The organism is Corticimicrobacter sp. (assembly GCF_040137905.1).
Lineage (GTDB): Bacteria > Pseudomonadota > Gammaproteobacteria > Burkholderiales > Burkholderiaceae_B > Corticimicrobacter.
In genome coordinates this window covers 18,722-38,606 of sequence record NZ_JBEFDG010000046.1, presented here as the reverse complement: position 1 = coordinate 38,606, position 19,885 = coordinate 18,722, and the positions used below count along the sequence as shown (strand labels likewise).

Below are 19,885 nucleotides of genomic sequence, written 5' to 3'. Positions count from 1 at the left end.
GATGCTGCTCTCAGGTGAATTGGGGGGAGGGTGGTAATAACTGCTTATTCAACCCGCCGGGAGGCCTGCCGGAGGAATGGGATAATGTGGCGGGGTCCCTGCGTTTTGCGCAGGGACTGCCCTGTGCTGCCGCCATGAAGCGGGCGGTGGGTGAACTCACCCCGGCGTTGCCGGGGTTCAGACAGCGCCCACCTTGTTTCCCGCTCCATGGCGGCAACACAGGCCAGCCTCAAATTCTCCCGTTCATCAGGCAGGCCTCCCGGCTGGATGACAGCGAGGGTTGTCCTTCCTCACCCAAGGGAGGAGGAGAAATCACCAGCATGAGCGCCCGTCAGGGCCGTGTGGGGTGTGTCGTCCGAAAGCGCCGTGACAGGCAGGAATGGTCGGGGGCTTTCGGTGGGCACTGTCTGAGCCCCGGCACCGCCGGGGCGAGTTTTGCCCACCGCCCGGCCATCCCTGCCTGCCACGGGAAGTCCGGCCGAGGGCCGGACCGCTTGAGCGGCACATCCCACACGGCCCTGACGGGCGCGTCATAAGAAAGAGGAACCTCCTTTCCCTAAACTAAAATACGCGCGTCAGCATTTCCTGGGCGTGTTGGCGGGTGGTGGCGGTGATGTCGATGCCGCCCAGCATGCGGGCGATTTCTTCGATGCGGGCGGGGGTGTCGAGCGGGGTGATGGTGGAGCGGACTGTGCCGCTGCGGCGGGCCTTGCCGACCAGGTAATGGGCGTGGCCGCAGGCGGCGACCTGTGGCAGGTGCGTGACGCACAGGACCTGGTGGCGGCTGCCCAGTTCGCGCAGCAGGCGGCCAACGACTTCGGCGACGGCACCGCCGATGCCGCTGTCGACCTCGTCGAAAATCAGCGTGGGGACCTGTGCGGCCCGACTGGCGATCACGGACAGTGCCAGCGAGATACGGGCCAGCTCGCCGCCCGAGGCGACCTTGTGCAGGGGGCGCGTGGCGCTGCCCTGGTTGGCGGCGATCTGGAATACCGTGCCTTCCAGGCCATGCGGGCCGGGCTTGGCGGGTTCGAGTGCCACGTCGAAGCGGCTGCCGGACATGGCCAGCGTCTGCATGGCACGGGTGACCTGCTTACCGAGATCATCGGCTGCCTTGCGGCGTGCCGCAGACAGGGCCTGTGCCAGACGGTCGTAGCTGTCGTGCGCGGATTGCGTCTGGGTACGCAGGGCATCGATGTCCTGGGCCTGCCCCAGATCATCGAGGCGACCTTGCAGTTCTTCCAGCAATTTGGGCAGGTCGTCCGGTTCGACACGGTACTTGCGGGCCAGGTCGAAGATGCGGCCCATCCGGGCCTCGGCCTCGGCCAGTCGGCCTGGGTCGAGTTCCAGACGGTCCTGGTAGCCGTTGAGGTCGGAGACCGACTCGGCCACGGCAATGCGGGCTGACTCCAGGGTTTCGCGGATGGGTTCAAGGCGGGCGTCGTGGCGGACCAGATGGCCGATGCGCTGCACGATGCTGGCCAACTGGCTGTGGATGGCCATGTCGTCCTGGTCGAGCGCGGCCAGGGCGTGGGTAATGCCTTCGATCAGGGTCTGGGCATGCGCCAGGCGCTGCTGTTCGGTTTGCAGTGCCGCCCATTCATCGGGTTGCAGCGCCAGGGCGTCGAGCTCGTCGATCTGCCACTGCAGTTGTTCCTGCTCCTGGGCCAGTGCGCCGGCGTCGCGTTCGAGCGTGTCGAGCCGGGCCTGCAAGGCCTGCCAGTGCTGCCAGGCCTGTTGCACGGCCAGTACTTGCGGTTGCAATTGGCCGTGGGCGTCGAGCATGTCGCGCTGGGCGTCGGTGCGCAGCAGGCGCTGGTGGGCATGCTGGCCGTGGATGTCGATCAGCAGGTCGCTCAGTTCGCGCAGTTGGCTGGCCGTGGCCGGCGTGCCGTTGATGAAGGCGCGGCTGCGCCCCTGGCGGTCGATCGTGCGGCGCAGCAGCAGTGTGGGCTCGCGCTCGTGGCCCTGGGCATCGAGCCAGTCATGGGCGCTGTCGGGGGTGTCGAATTCGGCACTGATGTCGGCGCGCTCGGCACCTTCGCGGATGCTGCCGGCATCGGCCCGTTCGCCCAGCGCGAGCGCCAGCGCGTCGATCAGGATGGACTTGCCTGCGCCTGTTTCGCCCGAGAAAACGGTAAAGCCTGCATCGAACTCGAGATCGGTCTGTTCGACGATGACAAAATCACGGACATGCAGCGCGCGCAGCATAGGCAATCACTCCAGGCTGTCAGTGGCCTGCGGCATCTGGCTCCAGTGCAGCTTGCGCCGCAGCGTGGAGAAGAACCGGTAGCCGACGGGATGCAGCAGGCGCAGGACATGATCTGCACGCTGCACGACGATGCGGTCACCCGCCTGCAGTTCCGACAGGGTCTGCATGTCGAAGTGCACGCTGGCACCGGTCTCGACGCGGCTGATGGCGGTCAGGGTCATGTCGAGCACGCTGGTGTCGGGCAGCACGATGGGCCGGTTCGACAGCGACTGCGGCGCGATGGGGACCAGCGTGACGGCCTTGAGTGCCGGGTGCAGGATGGGGCCATTGGCTGCCAGCGCATAGGCGGTGGAGCCGGTCGGTGTGGAGATGATGAGGCCGTCGGCGCGCTGGGTGGACATGTACACGCCATTGACCTCGACGCGCACCTCGATCATGCCGCCGCGCCCGGCGCGGTTGAGCACCACGTCGTTGAGCGCAGTGGCCGAGAACAGGACCTCGTCGCCCCGGATCACGCGGCCCTGCAGCATGATGCGCTCTTCGGTTTCGAAGCGGCCGGCCAGCAGGTCGGTGACGGCGCGGGTGACTTCCTGCAGTGGCACGTCGGTGATGAAACCCAGCCGGCCATGATTGATGCCGACCAGCGGAATGCCGTAGGGAGCCAGTTCGCGAGCTGCGCCCAGCATGGTGCCGTCGCCGCCCATGACGATGGCCAGGTGCGCCCGCCTGCCGATTTCGTCGATATCGGCACAGTCGTATTCGTTGACGCCGGTATTCTGCGCCGTACGCGACTCGACCAGCACCGTGCGGCCGGCTTCGGACAGCAGTGCAGCCAGCTCGCGCAGCGGTGCGTCGAGCCCGGTGTCCTGGTAGCGGCCGATCAGGGCAACAATGGGGAAATGCATGGTCTTGGCGTCATCAGTGCTTTGGAATCGGGCCATTATAGAAGCCCGCAGGCAGACCGGGGCCGATCATGGTAAAAACCGCAGGATAGAATAGCGGCCTGAATGCAGTTTCCATTTCGAGTCAGTACGACATACATAAAATATGGATGACCGTTCCCGCGCGTTGCTCAAGGTCCTGATCGAGCGCTATATCGCCGAAGGCCAGCCCGTCGGCTCGCGCACGCTGTCGCAGGTGTTCGATCTGTCGCCGGCCACGATCCGCAACATCATGGCCGACCTCGAGGGCCAGGGGTTGGTGCACAGTCCGCATACGTCCGCCGGCCGCGTGCCGACGCCGCGTGGCTATCGGCTGTTCGTCGATTCGTTGCTTACGGTGCAGCCCTTTGCCGCCGAACAGACCTCGCGCATGCGCGAACTGCTGCCAGTGTCCGAACCTTCGCGTGCCGTCAATACGGCGGCGGCGTTGCTGTCGAACCTGACCGAGTTCGCCGGTGTGGTGCTGGCACCCCGGCGTGCCCAGATATTTCGCCAGATCGAATTCATTCGCCTGTCCGAGCGGCGGGTGCTGCTGATCATCGTCACGCCCGATGGCGACGTGCAGAACCGCATTCTGCTGACCCCCCGGGATTATGTCGAACACGAACTGATCGAGGCCGGCAATTTCTTCAACCAGCATTTTGCCGGCAAGTCCTTCAGTGCCGTGCGCCAGACCCTGGCGATCGAACTGACTCAGTTGCGCGAGGATATTTCCAGCCTGATGCAGGCCGCAGTGGAAGTGGGCGTCGAGGTTGCCGACACCAGTGAGTCTGTGGTGATCGCCGGTGAGCGCAAGCTGCTCGATGTCAGCGATATCGCTTCCGACATGGATCGCCTGCGCAAGATGTTCTCGGTATTCGAGAAAAAGACCGACCTGCTGCAATTGCTCGATGTCTCCAGCCATGCCCAGGGCGTGCAGATCTATATCGGCGGCGATTCACAACTGGTGCCGATGGAAGAAATGACGGTCGTGACTGCGCCCTATGGCATCAATGGTGAAGTGGTCGGCACCCTGGGCGTGATCGGCCCCACTCGCATGGCCTACGAACGCATCATCCCGATCGTCGATATCACGGCGCGGCTGCTCTCCAACGCGCTGAGTCCGCATAACTAGGAAATGTCCCGCATGTCCGATCCGTTCGATACCGACCCGCCCCTGCAGCCCCTGCGCACCGGCATCCTGCTGGTCAACCTGGGCACGCCGGATGCGCTGGAGGTCGGTGCCATCCGGCGCTATCTGCGCGAATTCCTGTCCGATCCGCGGGTGGTTGAGTTGCCGCGCGCGCTCTGGCTGCCTATTCTGTACCTGTATGTGCTGACGACCCGTCCTGCCAAGGTCAGGCATGCCTACGCCGCCGTCTGGACCGAGCAGGGCTCGCCGCTGAGGGCCTACAGTCTGCAACAACTGGCTGGATTGCGCGCCGAACTGGCACGGCGTGGCCATGATCTCACGGTCGAACTGGCCATGCGCTATGGCAATCCCTCCCTGCGCAGCGGTCTTGACCGGCTGTGCGAACAGGGCTGCGAGCGCATCCTGGCGGTGCCGCTCTATCCGCAGTATTCAGCCTCGACCACGGCGACCGTGATCGATGAGGTCGGCCGCCAGTTGGCGACCTTGCGGGATCAGCCCGAAATGCGCTTCATCAAGCGTTTCCATGTCGAGGATGGCTATATCGATGCGCTGGCCAACAGCGTGCGCGAATTCTGGCAGGCGCATGGCGAGCCGGAAAAGCTGGTGATGAGCTTTCATGGCCTGCCGCGTGCGGTGGTCGAAAAGGGTGATCCCTATTTTCGTGATTGCATGCAGACCGCCAATCAACTGGCCGCTCGCCTGGGGTTGCCTCGCGAGCGCTGGCTGGCCACTTTCCAGAGTCGTTTCGGGCGTAATCCCTGGATCGAGCCGTATACCGAGCCGACGCTGCGCGACATGGCCCGGCAGGGCGTGCGGCGCGTGGATGTGATGTGTCCGGGCTTCGTGGCCGAGTGCATCGAGACACTGGAAGAAATCGCCATGGGTGTGCGTGAAGCCTTTATCGAGGAAGGGGGCGAAGACCTGCGCTATATCCCGGCGCTCAATGCGCGCCCCGACTGGATCGGCGGGCTGGCCGATCTGGTCGAAAAAAATATCCGGGGCTGGGCTTGAATTCTACCCAGGCGTCCCCATTATCGGCAGCACGTGAAGGAAATCCAGGAGAATACGCATGTCAGACAAGCCCGAGTCCGTCGAGCAGCAGGTAGAGGCGGCAGCCGCCGCCGAGCAGGCCGCCGCACAGATTGCCGAGCTGGAAGCGGCGCTGGCCGAAGCCCAGGCCAAGGCTGCCGAGCATTATGAACAACTGCTGCGCACGCATGCCGAGGCTGAAAACGTCCGTCGCCGTGCCCAGGAAGATGTCTCCAAGGCACGCAAGTTCGGCATCGAGTCGTTTGCCGAAAGCCTGGTGCCGGTCAAGGACAGCCTGGAGGCTGCACTGGCCCAGGCCGAGCAGAGCCCCGAATCCTGGCGCGAGGGTGTTGAAACCACGTTGCGCCAACTGGTTGGTGCCTTCGAGCGCCATCATCTCAAGGATATCGCGCCGGCGGTAGGTGAAAAGTTCGATCCGCACCTGCACCAGGCGATTTCCTCGGTGCCGGCCGACCAGCCGGCCAACACCATCGTGGCCGTGTTGCAGAAGGGCTACCTGATTTCCGACCGCGTATTGCGGCCGGCGCTGGTGACGGTGGCTGCCGGGTCTTGATTTCCAGGCTGCCGTCCCCATTTTTGGATGCATAGGCAACACACGGGCCATTCCGTGATTCCACACAACGAATTCAACGTATTCAGCAAGGTAAACAGATCATGAGCAAAATCATCGGTATCGACCTGGGCACGACCAATAGCTGCGTCGCTGTCCTCGAAGGCGGTCAGGTCCGCATCATCGAAAACGCCGAGGGCACCCGCACCACGCCCTCCATCGTCGCCTACATGGAAGACGGCGAGACCCTGGTGGGCGCGCCGGCCAAGCGCCAGGCCGTCACCAACCCCAAGAACACCCTGCACGCCGTCAAGCGCCTGATCGGCCGCAAGTTCGACGAAAAGGCCGTGCAGAAAGACATCGACCTGATGCCCTATCGGATCATCAAGGCCGACAACGGCGACGCCTGGGTCGAAGCCCAGGACAAGAAGCTGGCACCGCCGCAGGTGTCGGCCGAAGTGCTGCGCAAGATGAAGAAGACCGCCGAGGATTACCTGGGCGAGCCCGTGACCGAAGCCGTGATCACGGTGCCGGCCTACTTCAACGACAGCCAGCGCCAGGCCACCAAGGATGCCGGTCGCATCGCCGGTCTCGAAGTCAAGCGCATCATCAACGAGCCGACGGCTGCTGCGCTGGCATTCGGTCTGGACAAGAACGAAAAGGGCGACCGCAAGGTCGTGGTGTATGACCTGGGCGGCGGTACGTTCGACGTGTCCATCATCGAGATCGCTGACCTGGACGGTGAAAAGCAGTTCGAAGTGCTGTCGACCAACGGCGACACCTTCCTGGGTGGCGAGGATTTCGACCAGCGTATCATCGAATACATCATCGAAGAGTTCAAGAAAGAGCAGGGCGTTGACCTGTCCAAGGACGTGCTGGCCCTGCAGCGCCTGAAAGAAGCCGCCGAAAAGGCCAAGATCGAGCTGTCCTCGAGCCAGCAGACCGAAATCAACCTGCCGTACATCACGGCCGATGCATCCGGTCCCAAGCATCTCAGCCTCAAGGTCACCCGCGCCAAGCTGGAAGCCCTGGTCGAAGACCTGATCGAACGCACCATCGAGCCCTGCCGCGTGGCCATCAAGGATGCCGGCATCAAGGTGTCCGATATCGACGACGTGATCCTGGTCGGCGGCATGACCCGCATGCCCAAGGTGCAGGAAAAGGTCAAGGAATTCTTCGGACAGGAGCCGCGCAAGGACGTCAACCCCGATGAAGCCGTGGCCGCCGGTGCCGCGATCCAGGGCTCGGTGCTGTCGGGCGACCGCAAGGACGTGCTGCTGCTGGACGTGACGCCGCTGTCCCTGGGTATCGAAACCCTGGGTGGCGTGATGACCAAGATGATCCAGAAGAACACCACCATTCCGACCCGTTACTCGCAGGTGTTCTCGACGGCTGACGACAACCAGCCGGCCGTGACCATCAAGGTGTTCCAGGGCGAGCGTGAAGTGGCTGCCGGCAACAAGTCACTGGGCGAGTTCAACCTTGAAGGCATCCCGCCCGCATCGCGTGGCACGCCGCAGATCGAAGTGACCTTCGACATCGATGCCAACGGCATCCTGCACGTGTCTGCCAAGGACAAGGGTACCGGCAAGGAAAACAAGATCACGATCAAGGCCAACTCCGGTCTGAGCGAAGCCGAGATCGATCGCATGGTCAAGGATGCCGAGGCCAATGCCGAGGAAGACCGCAAGGTCGCCGAGCTGGCCGTGGCCCGCAACCAGGCCGATGCGCTGGTGCACTCGACCCGCAAGTCGCTGGAAGAGTACGGCGACAAGCTGGAAGCCGGCGAGAAGGAAGCCATCGAGACGGCCATCAAGGATCTCGAGGCCGTGCTCAAGGATGGCGACAAGGAAACCATCGATGCCAAGGTCGAGGCACTGACCCAGGCTGCCCAGAAGCTGGGCGAGAAGATGTATGCCGACATGCAGGCCCAGGCAGGCGCTGAACAGCCGGGCGGTGCCGAACAGGCCCAGCCGCAGGATGACAACGTCGTCGATGCCGACTTCAAGGAAGTCAAGCGTGATCAGCAGTAACGTGATCTGCCGCCCGAAGGGTGGCTGATCGAGCAGGCGCAACATGCCTGCCAGGCCCGGTTGTCCGCTTCATAGGCGGCAACCGGGCATAGTCGTTTAATAAGCAACCAATACAGACCATGGCAAAACGCGATTACTACGAGGTCCTGGGCGTATCCAAGAGCGCCTCCGACGATGAACTCAAGAAGGCCTATCGCAAACTGGCGATGAAGTACCACCCGGATCGCAATGCAGGCGATGCCCAGGCCGAAGAGCGATTCAAGGAAGTCAAGGAAGCCTACGAAACCCTCAGCGATCCGCAGAAACGTGGTGCCTATGATCGCTTCGGTCATGCCGGTGTCGATCCCTCCATGGGCGGTGGGCCGGGCGGAATGGGGGGCATGGGCGGCTTCTCGGATGCCTTCGGCGATATCTTCGGCGAGATTTTCGGGGCGGGTCGTCGTGGCGGTGGTGGCGGTGGGCCACAGGTCTATCGGGGTTCCGATCTCAAGTACAACATGGAGATCACGCTCGAACAGGCTGCCTCGGGTTTTGATACGGAAATCCGTGTGCCAAGCTGGGATGACTGCGATACCTGCCACGGCTCGGGTGCCAAGCCGGGCACCAAGCCGGTCACTTGCCGCACCTGTGGTGGCGTGGGCGCAGTGCGCATGCAGCAGGGCTTTTTCAGCGTGCAGCAGACCTGCCCGACCTGCCACGGTTCCGGCAAGGAAATTGCCGATCCATGCCCGTCCTGCCACGGCGAGGGCCGTATTCGTCGCAACAAGACGCTGCAGGTCAAGATCCCGGCCGGTATCGACGACGGCATGCGCATCCGTTCTGCGAGCAATGGCGAACCGGGCGTCAATGGTGGCCCGCCGGGCGACCTGTATGTCGAGATCCACATCAAGACGCACAAGATCTTCCAGCGCGACGGCGATGACCTGCACTGCGAACTGACCATTCCGTTCACCACGGCGGCGCTGGGCGGTGATCTGCAGGTGCCGACGCTGGGCGGCAAGGCCGAGATCACCATTCCCGAAGGCACCCAGTCGGGCAAGACGTTCCGCCTGCGCGGCAAGGGTATCCGCGGCGTGCGCGGTTCCTACCCCGGCGACCTGTACTGCCATGTGGCAGTCGAGACGCCGGTGCGTCTGAACGAAGAGCAGAAGGCCATCCTGCGCCAGTTCGAGGCTTCGCTCAAGGACGGTGGCGAACGCCACTCCCCGCAGAGCAAGTCTTGGACCGACCGGGTCAAGGAGTTCTTCAGCTGAGGTTTCGACGCCGGGTGTGAACGAAACGAACAAGGGCCGTCTTGATGGAGACGGCCCTTGTCGCATTTGGACGATGCGCTGTATGGTCAGTTTTGCGCGGATCCCATATCGTCAGGCAGTCTGTGTTACGACCTGATGGGTCCCGGTCTGTGGATCCAGGAAAAGATAGACGGCCGTATTGTCATGGAAATACTCATCGATGTTGAGCTGTCCCAGAAAGATGAGCGGGCCTGTCTCTGATATCGGCCATTCAGGTGCCTGCAGCCATTTGGGTGGTCGCTTCACATACCGGAACTTGTCCACGATCTGCTGTTTGAGCCAACTGCGGCGCTTGTTGCCCGATGCCTGCTCGGGGGCTGCAGCGAGCAATGAGGACAGGTACGTCAGGTCGGCACGCAGCCAGACTGGCTGCGCATCCAGCAGCAATTCGAAGATTTCGTCTGCTTCGTGGTGAACGTTGAAAGGGATGGCGTGACGTTGCAGGAACTCGGTCAGTACATGCCGGGCATTCAGCACATCTCCAGGGTGTCGATAGTTCAGCCCGATCAAATAATGAAATAGCGTCGTGCCATTGTGGCAGTATGACGGTGCATTTTCTGCTGACAGGGCCGTCTCAAGTGCTGTGTCTTGATACAGGTGCTGTTCAAATGCCTGTGGTGTGATCGTGGCTTCCACGAATGCAATGATGCCGGCAGGAACCATGCTGCTCACCTGGTTGCACTGTCGGGATGCGCCGCCCACCAGCTTTCCGCCTGCGTATCCAGCAATGGCAGCAGTGACGCGGCAACCGTCTCATAGTGGGCAGCAGCCTGGATCGGCTGATCCGGTTCGTAGCTGCGCGGCCCGAAACTGAACCATTGTTCTCCAGCCTGTCCATCTGCTTCCTGGGTCAGGCGGATGCGGCCGGTGCCGAAGTAGGTCGTGTTCAGCCTGGATAGGGGCAAGCCTTTGCCTGGTCCTGTGGCTGGACCATCAGTCGGGCAGCAGGCGATTTCCACGACAAAGCTGCCGCCGGCGCTATAGAACTGGATGCTGACAAAATCAGCTCTTGCGGGTGTTTTGCGGTAAAAGTGTGGCAGCGAACCCTTGAAGCCGCGTTGTCGCAGGGCCGGGATGAATACGGCCTTCAGCGCCGTGAGCATGTGTTGCTTGTGATCAGTCATTGTGCGTCTGTGATGATGCGTCTGCATCCATGATTTCCGCTTCCCTGCAGATCAGGAAGCAGTCATCAAAAACCAGGGCCCTGGCCTTGCCCTGTGGGGTGTGAGAGGGAACGAAATAGGTTCTGAGCACGCCGTCCAGAGCTGTCTGGTAGGCAGCCAGCAATGGTTTCGGGCCACGCGCCAGCAGGCCGGCGCGGTCGGTGCCGAAGATCAGGTTGCCCTCGCGCCTGTAGCTGTTCGCATAGTGCTGCAGGGGCCGCCAGCTCCGCAGTATCCGTGTATGGGCATCGTATATCCTGCCCAGGATTTCATGCGCCGAAGCGGTTGTCTCACCGGAGTAGTACAGGCCGCCATGGGGCTCGGTGTAGTCCCACAGCAGAGGATGATGGTCCGTGAAAATCAGTTCCCCGGTCTGGGTGGGTCGGACGTTCGACTCCATGACCTGCCGGCAGCGGATCACGAAGCGGCGCTGCGCGCCGTGTGCGTCGCTGCGGATGGATTGCTGCTGTTCATTGAGGAACCAGTCGTCGCAGCCCAGATGGATCAGCAACGCATCGGTGCCGGTGTCTTCGACGCGATGGATATATCCATTCAGATCGTCATACAGGGCGTCGGCGAGTTGCTGGAGGTTCATGCATTCTTGTAGGGGGTGAAGCGGCATCGACGCGATTCGATGCCGCAGGTGGGTCAGGCCTGGGGCCAGGCCTGCATGGCGGAATCGATGATGGCCTGCAGTCCTGCGCAATCGAGACCGTCGCGGGCCTGGAGCGACATGCCCATGATGACCGTAGTGTAGAACTTGGCCAGGATGGCTGCGTTCGTGCCGGCGGGTACGTCGCCTTCCTCGATGCCGCGCTCGATGCGCTGGCGCAGGTCGCCTTCGGCCTCGGCACGGAATTCGGCCAGGGCCGTCTGTACCTTGGTCGATTGTGCATAGCAGTTGATGGCGGAATTGACGACCATGCAGCCGGCGGGCGTCTCCGGATCGGACATCGTGTGCACAGCCTCGAATAGCAGGTTGCGGACGGCTTCCCTGGCGGTGGGCGAGGTGTTGAGCAGGCATTTGGCGTGATCGTCGCCATAGCGCTGGCGATAGTAGGCCACGGCCTCGAAGTAGAGCCCGGCCTTGTCACCGAATGCGCCGTACAGACTGGGCGCGGTGATTTCCATGGCCTCGGTGAGGTCCTGGATGGTGGTGGTTTCGTAGCCCTGGCGCCAGAAAACATGCATGGCGCGCTCGAGTACTGTCTCGCGATCGAAGGAGACCGGCCTTCCGCGTGGGCGGCCAGGTTTGCTGTCCGTTATTTTCATAGTGGATAATATTAAATTGCTTGACCTGTCCTGGCAATGGCGTTTAGAGTGCTGTCTGATTTTCATAACAGTCGTTATGAAAATAAAAAACAATGTGTGCTGCGTAGCGCTGCGCGGTACTTCAACGCTGGAAACCAGACAGGCATGATGACTTCTACTTTTTTCGGTACCACGTCGCGTGGTGCCCTGGTGCTGCTGGCACCGTTGTTGCTGGCGTTGGCGGTGTCCGGCTGTCGCAGTCAGGCGGCTGAAGACACGGCACCTGCCGCGCCCACGGTCGGCGTCGCGCCAGCCCTTTCCCGACAGATCATCCAGTGGGATGACTTCAGCGGGCATATCGAAGCCGTCGAAAGTGTGGCCCTGCGGCCACGCGTCAGTGGCTACATCGAGAAAATCACCTACCAGGAAGGTCAGATCGTCCAGCGCGGCGATGTCCTGTTCGAGATCGATGCGCGCAGCTATCAGGCGGCCCTGAACCAGGCCGAGGCCGAACTGGCACGCGCCAGGACGCGTGAACGGCTGGCGCGCAGCGAGTTCGTCCGGTCGCAGAAACTGGTGGCCGTGCAGGCGGTCTCCACGGAGATGCTGGAACAACGGCGGGCGGCTGTCGAGCAGGCCCAGGCCGATGTGCAGTCCGCCCAGGCCGCCGTGGCACAGAACCGGCTCGATCTGGATTTCACGAAAGTGCGTGCCCCCATTACGGGGCGGGCCGGACGCGCCCTGGTCACGGTCGGCAATCTGGTCACGGCCGATGGACAGGACAGCGTGCTGACGACACTGGTGTCGCAGGATCCTGTGTATGTCCATTTCGACAGTGATGAGCGCACTTATCTGCGTTATGCCCGGATGTCACGCAATGGTGAGCGCCCCGATGAGCGCAATGGCGGTGTGCCCGTCCAGGTGGGGCTGACCGGCGAAGCGGGCTATCCGCATGCGGGCCGGGTGGATTTCATCGACAACCGTGTCGATACAGGGACCGGCACCATCCGTGTCCGGGCAACGCTGCCCAATCCCGACGGGCACCTGACCCCCGGGCTGTATGCCCGCGTACGCCTGCAGGCCAGCAGCGCATTCGATGCCGTGCTGATCGACGACAAGGCCATCATGACCGACCAGGATCGCAAGTATGTCTACGTGGTAGATGAGCAGAACGCTGCGCAGCGCCGCGATATCCGGCTGGGGCGCAAGAGCGATGGACTGCGCGTGGTCGAGCAGGGGCTGGAGCCGGGCGAGCGTGTTGTCGTCACCGGCATCCAGAAAGTGTTTTTCCCGGGCATGACGGTTGCGGTTCAGGAGGCCCCCATGGCTCCGTTGCAGCTTGCCCAGCAATCCAACGCCAGCCACTGAGCCTGCCATGAATTTTTCCCGTTTCTTCGTGGACCGGCCGATCTTTGCGGCGGTCCTGTCCATCATCATTTTCGTGTGCGGGCTGATTGCAATTCCCTTGCTGCCCGTCAGCGAGTATCCCGAAGTCGTTCCGCCCAGCGTGCAGGTGCGCGCTACCTATCCGGGGGCCAATCCGCGCGAGATTGCGGATACCGTTGCCGCGCCACTGGAGGAATCCATTACGGGTGTGGAGGACATGCTCTACATGAAGTCGGTGGCCGGCAGCGATGGCGTGCTGGTCCTGACGGCTACTTTTCGCCCCGGGACCGATCCGGACGAGGCGCAGGTCAAGGTGCAGAACCGCGTGGCGCAGGCCGAGGCGCGCCTGCCCGAAGCGGTGCGTCGCCAGGGGGTGGTCACGGCCAAGCAGTCGCCGAACATCACGCTGGTGGTGCAACTGAGCTCGCCCGACGGCCGCTACGACGAACTCTATCTGCGCAATTATGCGGTGCTGCACGTGCGTGACGAACTGGCACGCCTGCCCGGCGTCGGTGATGTGCAGTTGTTCGGCTCGGGTGATTATTCAATGCGGTTGTGGCTCGATCCGGACCGGATTGCCGCGCTGGGCATGACAGCCGGCGAGGTGGTGGCCGCCGTGCGCGAACAGAATCTGCAGGTATCGGCCGGACAACTGGGGGCACCGCCCAATCCCGACGGCAGCGATTTCCTGCTGTCCATCAATGCGCAGGGCCGTCTGGCGACCGAGGAAGAGTTCGGCGACATTATCGTCAAGACCGGAGACCAGGGACAGGTGACGCGCCTGCGGGATGTGGCACGCATCGAGTTGGGGGCGTCCGATTATTCGCTCAAGTCGTTGCTGAACAATCAGCAGGCGGTGGCCATTCCCGTATTCGAATCGCCGGGAGCCAATGCCATCGATGTTTCTGACCAGATCCGGGCCCGGATGGCGGAACTGTCGGTACGCTTTCCCGAAGGTATGAGCTGGTCCGTCGAGTATGACCCGACCGTATTTGTGCGCGACTCGATCAAGTCGGTGGTGAGCACGCTGCTCGAGGCAGTACTGCTGGTGGTGCTGGTCGTGATCCTGTTCCTGCAAACCTGGCGTGCCTCGATCATTCCGCTGCTGGCGGTGCCGGTGTCGGTGGTAGGTACGTTTGCCGTGTTGCTGATGCTGGGTTTTTCGATCAACACGCTGACGCTATTCGGTCTGGTGTTGGCCATCGGGATCGTGGTCGATGATGCCATCGTGGTGGTCGAGAATGTCGAGCGCAACATCGAAGAGGGTCTGGACCCGCGCGCAGCGGCGCATCAGGCCATGCGCGAAGTCAGCGGCCCCATCATCGCAATCGCGCTGGTACTGTGCGCCGTGTTCGTGCCCATGGCTTTTCTGTCTGGTGTCACGGGGCAGTTCTACAAGCAGTTTGCCGTGACCATTGCGATTTCGACGGTGATCTCGGCCATCAACTCGCTGAGCCTGTCGCCCGCGCTGTCGGCGCTGCTGTTGCGGCCGCATGGCGCACCGCCTGACCGGCTCACGCGCGTGCTCAATCGCAGTCTGGGTTGGCTGTTTGGTCCATTCAACCGATTCTTTCACCGCAGCGCCCAGCGCTATGAAGGTAGCGTGGCGCGCATCCTGGGCCGGCGCGGTGCCGTATTCCTGGTCTATCTGGTACTGATCGCGGCAACCGGGCTGGTTTTCCGGGCGGTGCCCGGCGGTTTTATCCCGACGCAGGACAAGCTGTACCTGATCGGTGCCCTGAAACTGCCGGAAGGGGCCTCGCTGGAGCGCACCGAAGCGCTGGTGCGCCGCGTGACGCAGATTGCCCTGGAGACCGAGGGCGTCAAGAACTCGGTGGCTTTTCCCGGCCTGAATGTGCTGCAACTGACCAATACGCCCAATAGCGGTGTGGCCTTCTTCGGCCTGGTACCGGCTGCCGAGCGTTCGCGCACGGCCGCCGAGATTGCGGCCGAACTCAATGCGCGGTTTGCCCAGGAGCAGGCAGGCCTGGCGTTTGCCATCATGCCGCCGCCGATCATGGGGCTGGGCACTGGCTCGGGCTACTCGCTGTATGTGCAGGACCGCAGTGCGGCAGGCTATGGTGCCCTGCAGACGGCCACCAATACCCTGGCCGGTACCGTGTCGCAGTTGCCGGGGTTCCAGTATCCGATCAGTTCCTATCAGGCCAATGTCCCGCAGTTGGATGCGGTCGTCGATCGTACCAAGGCCAAGGCGCAGGGCGTGGCCCTGAGCGATCTGTTCGACACGATGCAGGTCTACCTGGGATCGAGCTATGTGAACGACTTCACGCGCTTTGGCCGCACCTTTCGCGTGATGGCGCAGGCCGAGGCACCGTATCGCAGTACCGTCGAGGATATCGCCAGCCTGCGCACCCGCAACGCCCGGGGTGAGATGGTGCCGATCGGCAGTATGGTCGAGGTGCGAGAAACCTATGGCCCGGACCCGGTCATCCGCTTCAACGGCTATCCGGCGGCCGACCTGATCGGCGAGGCCGATCCGCGCATGGTGTCGTCGTCGCAGGCGCTGCAGATTCTCGAGGGGACAGCGGCACAGGCGCTGCCACCCGGCATGCAGATGGCGTGGACGGACCTGAGCTATCAGCAGGCAACCCAGGGCAATGCGGCGCTGGTCGTGTTTCCCCTGGCGGTGCTGCTGGTCTTTCTGGTACTGGCCGCCTTGTATGAGAGCTGGACGCTGCCGCTGGCTGTGATCCTGATCGTGCCGATGTGCCTGCTGTCGGCCATGACGGCGGTCTGGTTGACCGGGGGCGACGGCAATATCTTTGTCCAGATCGGCTTGGTGGTACTGATAGGCCTGGCATGCAAGAACGCGATCCTGATCGTGGAGTTCGCCCGTGAACTGGAGCAGCAGGGCCGCAGTACTGTCGAGGCTGCGCTGGAAGCCTGCCGTCTGCGCCTGCGCCCCATCATCATGACCTCGATTGCCTTCATTGCCGGTGTGGTGCCGCTGATGATCGGCGTGAGCGCCGGTGCCGAAGTGCGGCAGGTCATGGGCGTGACGGTCTTTGCCGGCATGCTGGGCGTTACTTTGTTCGGACTGTTCCTGACACCTGTTTTCTATGTGGTATTGCGCCGCCTGGCGACGCGCAAGGCGCGGCGCATGACAGACCACACAACGCTGGAGACATTCGATGCGTAGTTTTTTCTTGATGTTGGCGGGGGCCTGGCGTAGTGCGGCAGTTGTGTTGTCAGGCCTGGTGCTGGCAGCCTGCACGGTCGGCCCGGATTACCGGGCACCACAAATGGCGGCAGGTGAAGCCTTTGCGCGCCAGGAGCCGGATGTTGCCGGTCTGGCGGTGCCCGATGCCGATGTTGCGTTCTGGCGCACGCTTGATGATCCCTTGCTGGCGACGCTGGTGGAAGAGACGTTGCGTGCCAATCATGATATCCGCATTGCCCTGGCGCGTTACGAACAAGGTCAGGCACTGGCGCGGCGGGCCGGTTTCGACCGGTTTCCGACGCTGGGGGCATCGGCCGAGTCGGGTGACCGGCGTCTGAGCGCCTCGCAGGCACCCGGAGTGGCCCGCGACGACCGGGACGGCGAGTTCCATACGGCAGGGCTGTCGGTTGTATGGGAGCTGGATTTCTTTGGGCGTGTCCGGCGCAGTGTCGAGTCCAGCCGTGCGGATATGCAGGCCGATGCGGCAGACCTGGCCGCAATGCAGGTCGCCATGGTGGCACAGGTGACGGATGCCTATTTCCAGTTGCGTGGTCTGCAGGCCCAGTTGCAGGTGGCAAAGGATAACGAGGCCAATCAGGCCGATACCCTCCAGTTGATCGAAACGATGCTGGAAAATGGTCGCGGGACATCTTTCGATGCGGATCGGGGGCGAACCCAACTGGCGCTGACCCGGTCGCGGGTGCCTGCCCTTGAAGCGCAGGCGGCCGTGATGGCGCATCGCATTGCCGTCCTGACGGGACGCACGCCGGCGGCGATGGCAGCGGTGCTGGACCCGGCAGCCGCGCTGCCGACGTTGCCCATGCAGATCAACGCCGGTACGCCCGGAGAGTTGCTGCGTCGGCGACCGGATGTGGCAGCGGCCGAGCGCCGGCTGGCGGCGGCGACGGCCCGCATCGGCGTGGCAACGGCCGATCTGTTTCCGCAGTTCACGCTGGGTGGCCTGATCGGAACGCAGGCGCTGGGCTGGGGGGCTTTGTTCGAACGCGACAGTGAGACGCGCATGGTTTCACTGGGCGTAGGGGGCTCGTTCCTGGATGTTGGCCGGGTCCGGGCGCGTATTGCTGCCGCCAATGCAGCGGCCAGCGAGAATCTGGCCCTCTACGAGCGCACGGTATTGCGTGCCCTGGAAGAAACGGAGAATGCGCTGGTGCGCCTGTCCCGGTCACAGACCGAGCATGCGCTGCTGGAGCAGGCGGCGCAGGCCAGCCGTCGGGCCGTGGCAACGGCACGGCTCCAGTTCGAGGCGGGCGTGATCAGTGTGCTGGATGTGCTGGACGCCGAGCGTTTCCGGCTGGAGGCCGAAGAACTGCTGGCGCGCAGCAGCATGCAGATGGCCACGGCATGGGTGGCGGTCTATCGGACGCTGGCCGGAGGCTGGCCGCAGTCCGTGCCCGCTGTGCAGGGCCAGGCGTTGGCCAGCCGAGAGTGATGCGGTTCAGTCCGTAAACGAGAATTCGGCGACTTCGCACACATTGATGTTATTGCGGGTGGCTTCTTCACCATCGTCGAAGGTGCCCTTGAAATCGAAGCGGCAGGCACCGGTGCCGTCGTCGATGTCGATCTTGATCGATTCGCCCGGGCCGATGACTTCCGAGCCCAGGATGTCCTCTTCCCAGTCACTGGTCGAGGTACGCGAAGCGTAGAAGGAGATCAGGACGGACTGGGTCTTGTTGTGGACTGTGACATTGCGGTCGGCCGCGGAGGCTGGGCCGGTTGCTGCAAACAGACCGGCAGCGACGGTAGCAAGCAGGAGAAGGCGGGACTTGATGGGCATGGCGTAACACCTCGAAGAGAGCTTGTGGAAAGAAGGCACCCACCCCGGCATGCGAGTGGGTAACGCAGCAATCTTACGTAAGTGTCAGAATTTGCAACATCACTGAAACTGGGTAATTTTCAGCCGCTCGTACTCAGCTGGCGGGCAACCAGCCGTGCTGTCGGTACCAGTCGAGGGTGTCGTTCAAGGTTTCTTCCAGTGGTCGAAAACGCAGGCCCAGTTCGCGCTCGCTTTTGCTGTGATCGAAGTGGCTGCGGTCTGCCTCACTGAGCATCAGGCGCACCGTGGAGAGGCTGAGCAGGACAGGCTTGCCGCTGAGTCTGGAATAGATTTCCTGCAGGCAGGCCAGCACATACAGCAGGGGGGCAGGGACTTTTCGGGTCGGTGCGGTGACACCGGCTGCCCGGCTCAGTAGTGGGATCAGTTCCTGCATGGTCATGTGGCGTCCTGCCGCCAGGTAGCGCTCGCCGCGCCGCCCTTTGTATGCGGCGGCAATGTGTGCCTGGGCGACATCGCGGGCATCGACGACCGAGAAGCTGCCGGGTACCAGACCCGGCAGCCGGCCTTGTGCCAGATCCAGTGCGAGCTGGCCGGACGAGGTCGGCCCGAGATCAGCCGGTCCCCACATCCAGCCCGGCAGCACGAAACTGGCCTGCATCCCGTCATGCCGGGCAAGAAACTGCATGACGACGTCATCGGCCAGGATTTTGCTGCGATAGTAGTCATCGGCATCATCCAGCACCCGCGTGTGCGTTTCGTCTATCAGGGTGCCCGGCTCGCCATGCAGGACAGCAATCGACGAAGTCTGGATGAACCGCCGGACTCCGGCGACATACGCCTGCTCGAGCAACTGGCGTGTCCCGTCGACGTTGATGCGTTGCAGCGCATCCCGGTGGCGTCCGCCCGAGTAGTTCTCGCGGAAAAAGGCTGCCGTGTGGAACACGATATCGCAACCGCGCAGGGCCGGGGCAAAGGTGGCGACATCGGTCATGTCGCCTTCGACCAGCTCGATGCCATCGAGCGTGCCGAACTGCTGCAGCCCCTTGCGCAGCGAGCGTGTCAGTGCCTTGACCTGGATGCCTTGTTCGCGCAGGGTGCGGACGAGATTGTTGCCCAGCAGGCCGGTGGCTCCGGTGACGAAAGCGGTATGGATGTCGGTAGACATGATGAATTCCAGATGTCGATTGATATTTGGAATGTATGCGTCTGGATTTCGAATGTCAATTGATATCTGGGGTGCTATGATTATTTCCATGGAAAAGACACGCAAATCAGGCACGACAAGCCCGCGCCTCAGCCGGGAGGAGAGTCAGGCCCGAACCCGCGAGCGACTGATCGAAACCGCCACGCGGCTGTTTGTCGGGCAGGGCTATGGCGGCACCTCAATCAGGGACATTGCCGAGCAGGCCGGCTATTCGCAGGGTGCCTTCTATTCGAATTTCGAGAGCAAGGAATCCTTGCTGCTCGAAATGCTGCGCCGGCATATGGCCGGGGAAGCAGCCCATCTGGCCACACTGTCGGAGCGGGCCGGTGCCAGCCTGGAAACGGTGCTCGATAATCTGGAAGCCTGGGCCTCCACCCTGGACCAGGATGTCAACTGGTCCATGTTGTCCATCGAGTTGCAGATGCAGGCGCAGCGCAGCACGACTTTCGCGACGGCCTACCGGGCGGTCTGGCAGCAGCACCGCGATGCCCTGGCTGTCTGGCTGGGGCAACTGTTTGCCGCACACGGGTTGCAGCCTCCTGTCGGGATCGAGGCACTGGCGGCGTCCTTCATGGCGCTGGCACATGGACTGGCATTGCAGCGCGCCTCGACCGGCATGGATGTGTCGGGACGGATGATGGTAGTGCTGTTGCGCGGATTGCTGGCGATGGCCAGGCCGGCTTGAGTCCGGGGTG

17 protein-coding genes are annotated in these 19,885 nt (G+C 62.9%); 9 read left to right on the top strand and 8 right to left on the bottom strand.

Features of this window, described 5'->3' with window-relative positions; genetic code table 11:
• Positions 1-561: 561 nt before the first annotated feature.
• Positions 562-2,211 carry a DNA repair protein RecN gene (gene recN, locus ABN482_RS08255; protein WP_349503534.1) on the bottom strand — a complete coding sequence of 550 codons (1,650 nt, stop codon included), beginning with the start codon at positions 2,209-2,211 and terminating at the stop codon, positions 562-564.
• Between the two features lie 6 nt (positions 2,212-2,217).
• Complete coding sequence (locus tag ABN482_RS08250) at positions 2,218-3,117, bottom strand: NAD kinase (protein ID WP_349503533.1); 900 nt, start codon at positions 3,115-3,117, stop codon at positions 2,218-2,220.
• 142 nt (positions 3,118-3,259) lie between these two features.
• On the opposite strand from ABN482_RS08250, the gene hrcA reads away from it, so the two are divergent.
• From hrcA to dnaJ, 5 genes are all read left to right on the top strand, one after another.
• The gene (gene hrcA, locus ABN482_RS08245; RefSeq protein WP_349503532.1) at positions 3,260-4,267 is read left to right on the top strand and encodes a heat-inducible transcriptional repressor HrcA; all 1,008 of its coding nucleotides are present in this window, start codon (positions 3,260-3,262) and stop codon (positions 4,265-4,267) included.
• Between the two features lie 3 nt (positions 4,268-4,270).
• A complete protein-coding gene (gene hemH / locus ABN482_RS08240; protein ID WP_502877264.1) occupies positions 4,271-5,296 on the top strand; it encodes a ferrochelatase in 1,026 nt (341 codons plus the stop codon).
• Between the two features lie 58 nt (positions 5,297-5,354).
• On the top strand, positions 5,355-5,888 hold the full coding sequence (gene grpE, locus ABN482_RS08235; protein WP_349503530.1) for a nucleotide exchange factor GrpE: 534 nt from the start codon (positions 5,355-5,357) through the stop codon (positions 5,886-5,888).
• Between the two features lie 101 nt (positions 5,889-5,989).
• Positions 5,990-7,918 carry a molecular chaperone DnaK gene (gene dnaK, locus ABN482_RS08230; protein ID WP_349503529.1) on the top strand — a complete coding sequence of 643 codons (1,929 nt, stop codon included), beginning with the start codon at positions 5,990-5,992 and terminating at the stop codon, positions 7,916-7,918.
• A gap of 119 nt (positions 7,919-8,037) precedes the next feature.
• Entirely contained in the window at positions 8,038-9,171 is a 1,134-nt protein-coding gene (gene dnaJ / locus ABN482_RS08225; protein ID WP_349503528.1) for a molecular chaperone DnaJ, read from the top strand.
• A gap of 111 nt (positions 9,172-9,282) precedes the next feature.
• Here the strand turns inward: dnaJ and ABN482_RS08220 are convergent, their stop codons facing one another.
• From ABN482_RS08220 to ABN482_RS08205, 4 genes are read right to left on the bottom strand one after another with little or no spacing between them, the layout of a single operon-like run.
• Positions 9,283-9,873 carry a hypothetical protein gene (locus tag ABN482_RS08220; RefSeq protein ID WP_349503527.1) on the bottom strand — a complete coding sequence of 197 codons (591 nt, stop codon included), beginning with the start codon at positions 9,871-9,873 and terminating at the stop codon, positions 9,283-9,285.
• Between the two features lie 5 nt (positions 9,874-9,878).
• Positions 9,879-10,334, bottom strand: coding sequence for a DUF4304 domain-containing protein (locus ABN482_RS08215; protein ID WP_349503526.1), 456 nt, complete (start codon positions 10,332-10,334; stop codon positions 9,879-9,881).
• Positions 10,327-10,968: a hypothetical protein gene (locus tag ABN482_RS08210; protein ID WP_349503525.1), complete on the bottom strand. Its 642-nt coding sequence runs from the start codon at positions 10,966-10,968 to the stop codon at positions 10,327-10,329. The genes ABN482_RS08215 and ABN482_RS08210 overlap by 8 nt, the downstream gene beginning before the upstream one ends.
• Before the next feature lie 53 nt (positions 10,969-11,021).
• The gene (locus ABN482_RS08205; protein ID WP_239990067.1) at positions 11,022-11,564 is read right to left on the bottom strand and encodes a TetR/AcrR family transcriptional regulator; all 543 of its coding nucleotides are present in this window, start codon (positions 11,562-11,564) and stop codon (positions 11,022-11,024) included.
• A gap of 228 nt (positions 11,565-11,792) precedes the next feature.
• Between ABN482_RS08205 and ABN482_RS08200 the strand changes: the two genes are divergently transcribed.
• From ABN482_RS08200 to ABN482_RS08190, 3 genes are read left to right on the top strand one after another with little or no spacing between them, the layout of a single operon-like run.
• Entirely contained in the window at positions 11,793-12,992 is a 1,200-nt protein-coding gene (locus tag ABN482_RS08200) for an efflux RND transporter periplasmic adaptor subunit (protein ID WP_502877266.1), read from the top strand.
• A 7-nt stretch (positions 12,993-12,999) separates the two neighbouring features.
• Positions 13,000-16,170: an efflux RND transporter permease subunit gene (locus ABN482_RS08195; RefSeq protein WP_349503523.1), complete on the top strand. Its 3,171-nt coding sequence runs from the start codon at positions 13,000-13,002 to the stop codon at positions 16,168-16,170.
• Complete coding sequence (locus tag ABN482_RS08190; RefSeq protein ID WP_349503522.1) at positions 16,163-17,641, top strand: efflux transporter outer membrane subunit; 1,479 nt, start codon at positions 16,163-16,165, stop codon at positions 17,639-17,641. The genes ABN482_RS08195 and ABN482_RS08190 overlap by 8 nt, the downstream gene beginning before the upstream one ends.
• Positions 17,642-17,647: 6 nt before the next feature.
• On the opposite strand, the gene ABN482_RS08185 is transcribed toward ABN482_RS08190, so the two are convergent.
• Both ABN482_RS08185 and ABN482_RS08180 read right to left on the bottom strand, forming a co-directional pair.
• Positions 17,648-17,986 carry a hypothetical protein gene (locus ABN482_RS08185; protein WP_349503521.1) on the bottom strand — a complete coding sequence of 113 codons (339 nt, stop codon included), beginning with the start codon at positions 17,984-17,986 and terminating at the stop codon, positions 17,648-17,650.
• Positions 17,987-18,119: 133 nt separating this feature from the next.
• Positions 18,120-19,151, bottom strand: coding sequence for an SDR family oxidoreductase (locus ABN482_RS08180; protein WP_349503520.1), 1,032 nt, complete (start codon positions 19,149-19,151; stop codon positions 18,120-18,122).
• A gap of 88 nt (positions 19,152-19,239) precedes the next feature.
• Between ABN482_RS08180 and ABN482_RS08175 the strand changes: the two genes are divergently transcribed.
• Positions 19,240-19,875, top strand: coding sequence for a TetR/AcrR family transcriptional regulator (locus tag ABN482_RS08175; protein ID WP_349503519.1), 636 nt, complete (start codon positions 19,240-19,242; stop codon positions 19,873-19,875).
• Positions 19,876-19,885 lie beyond the last annotated feature (10 nt).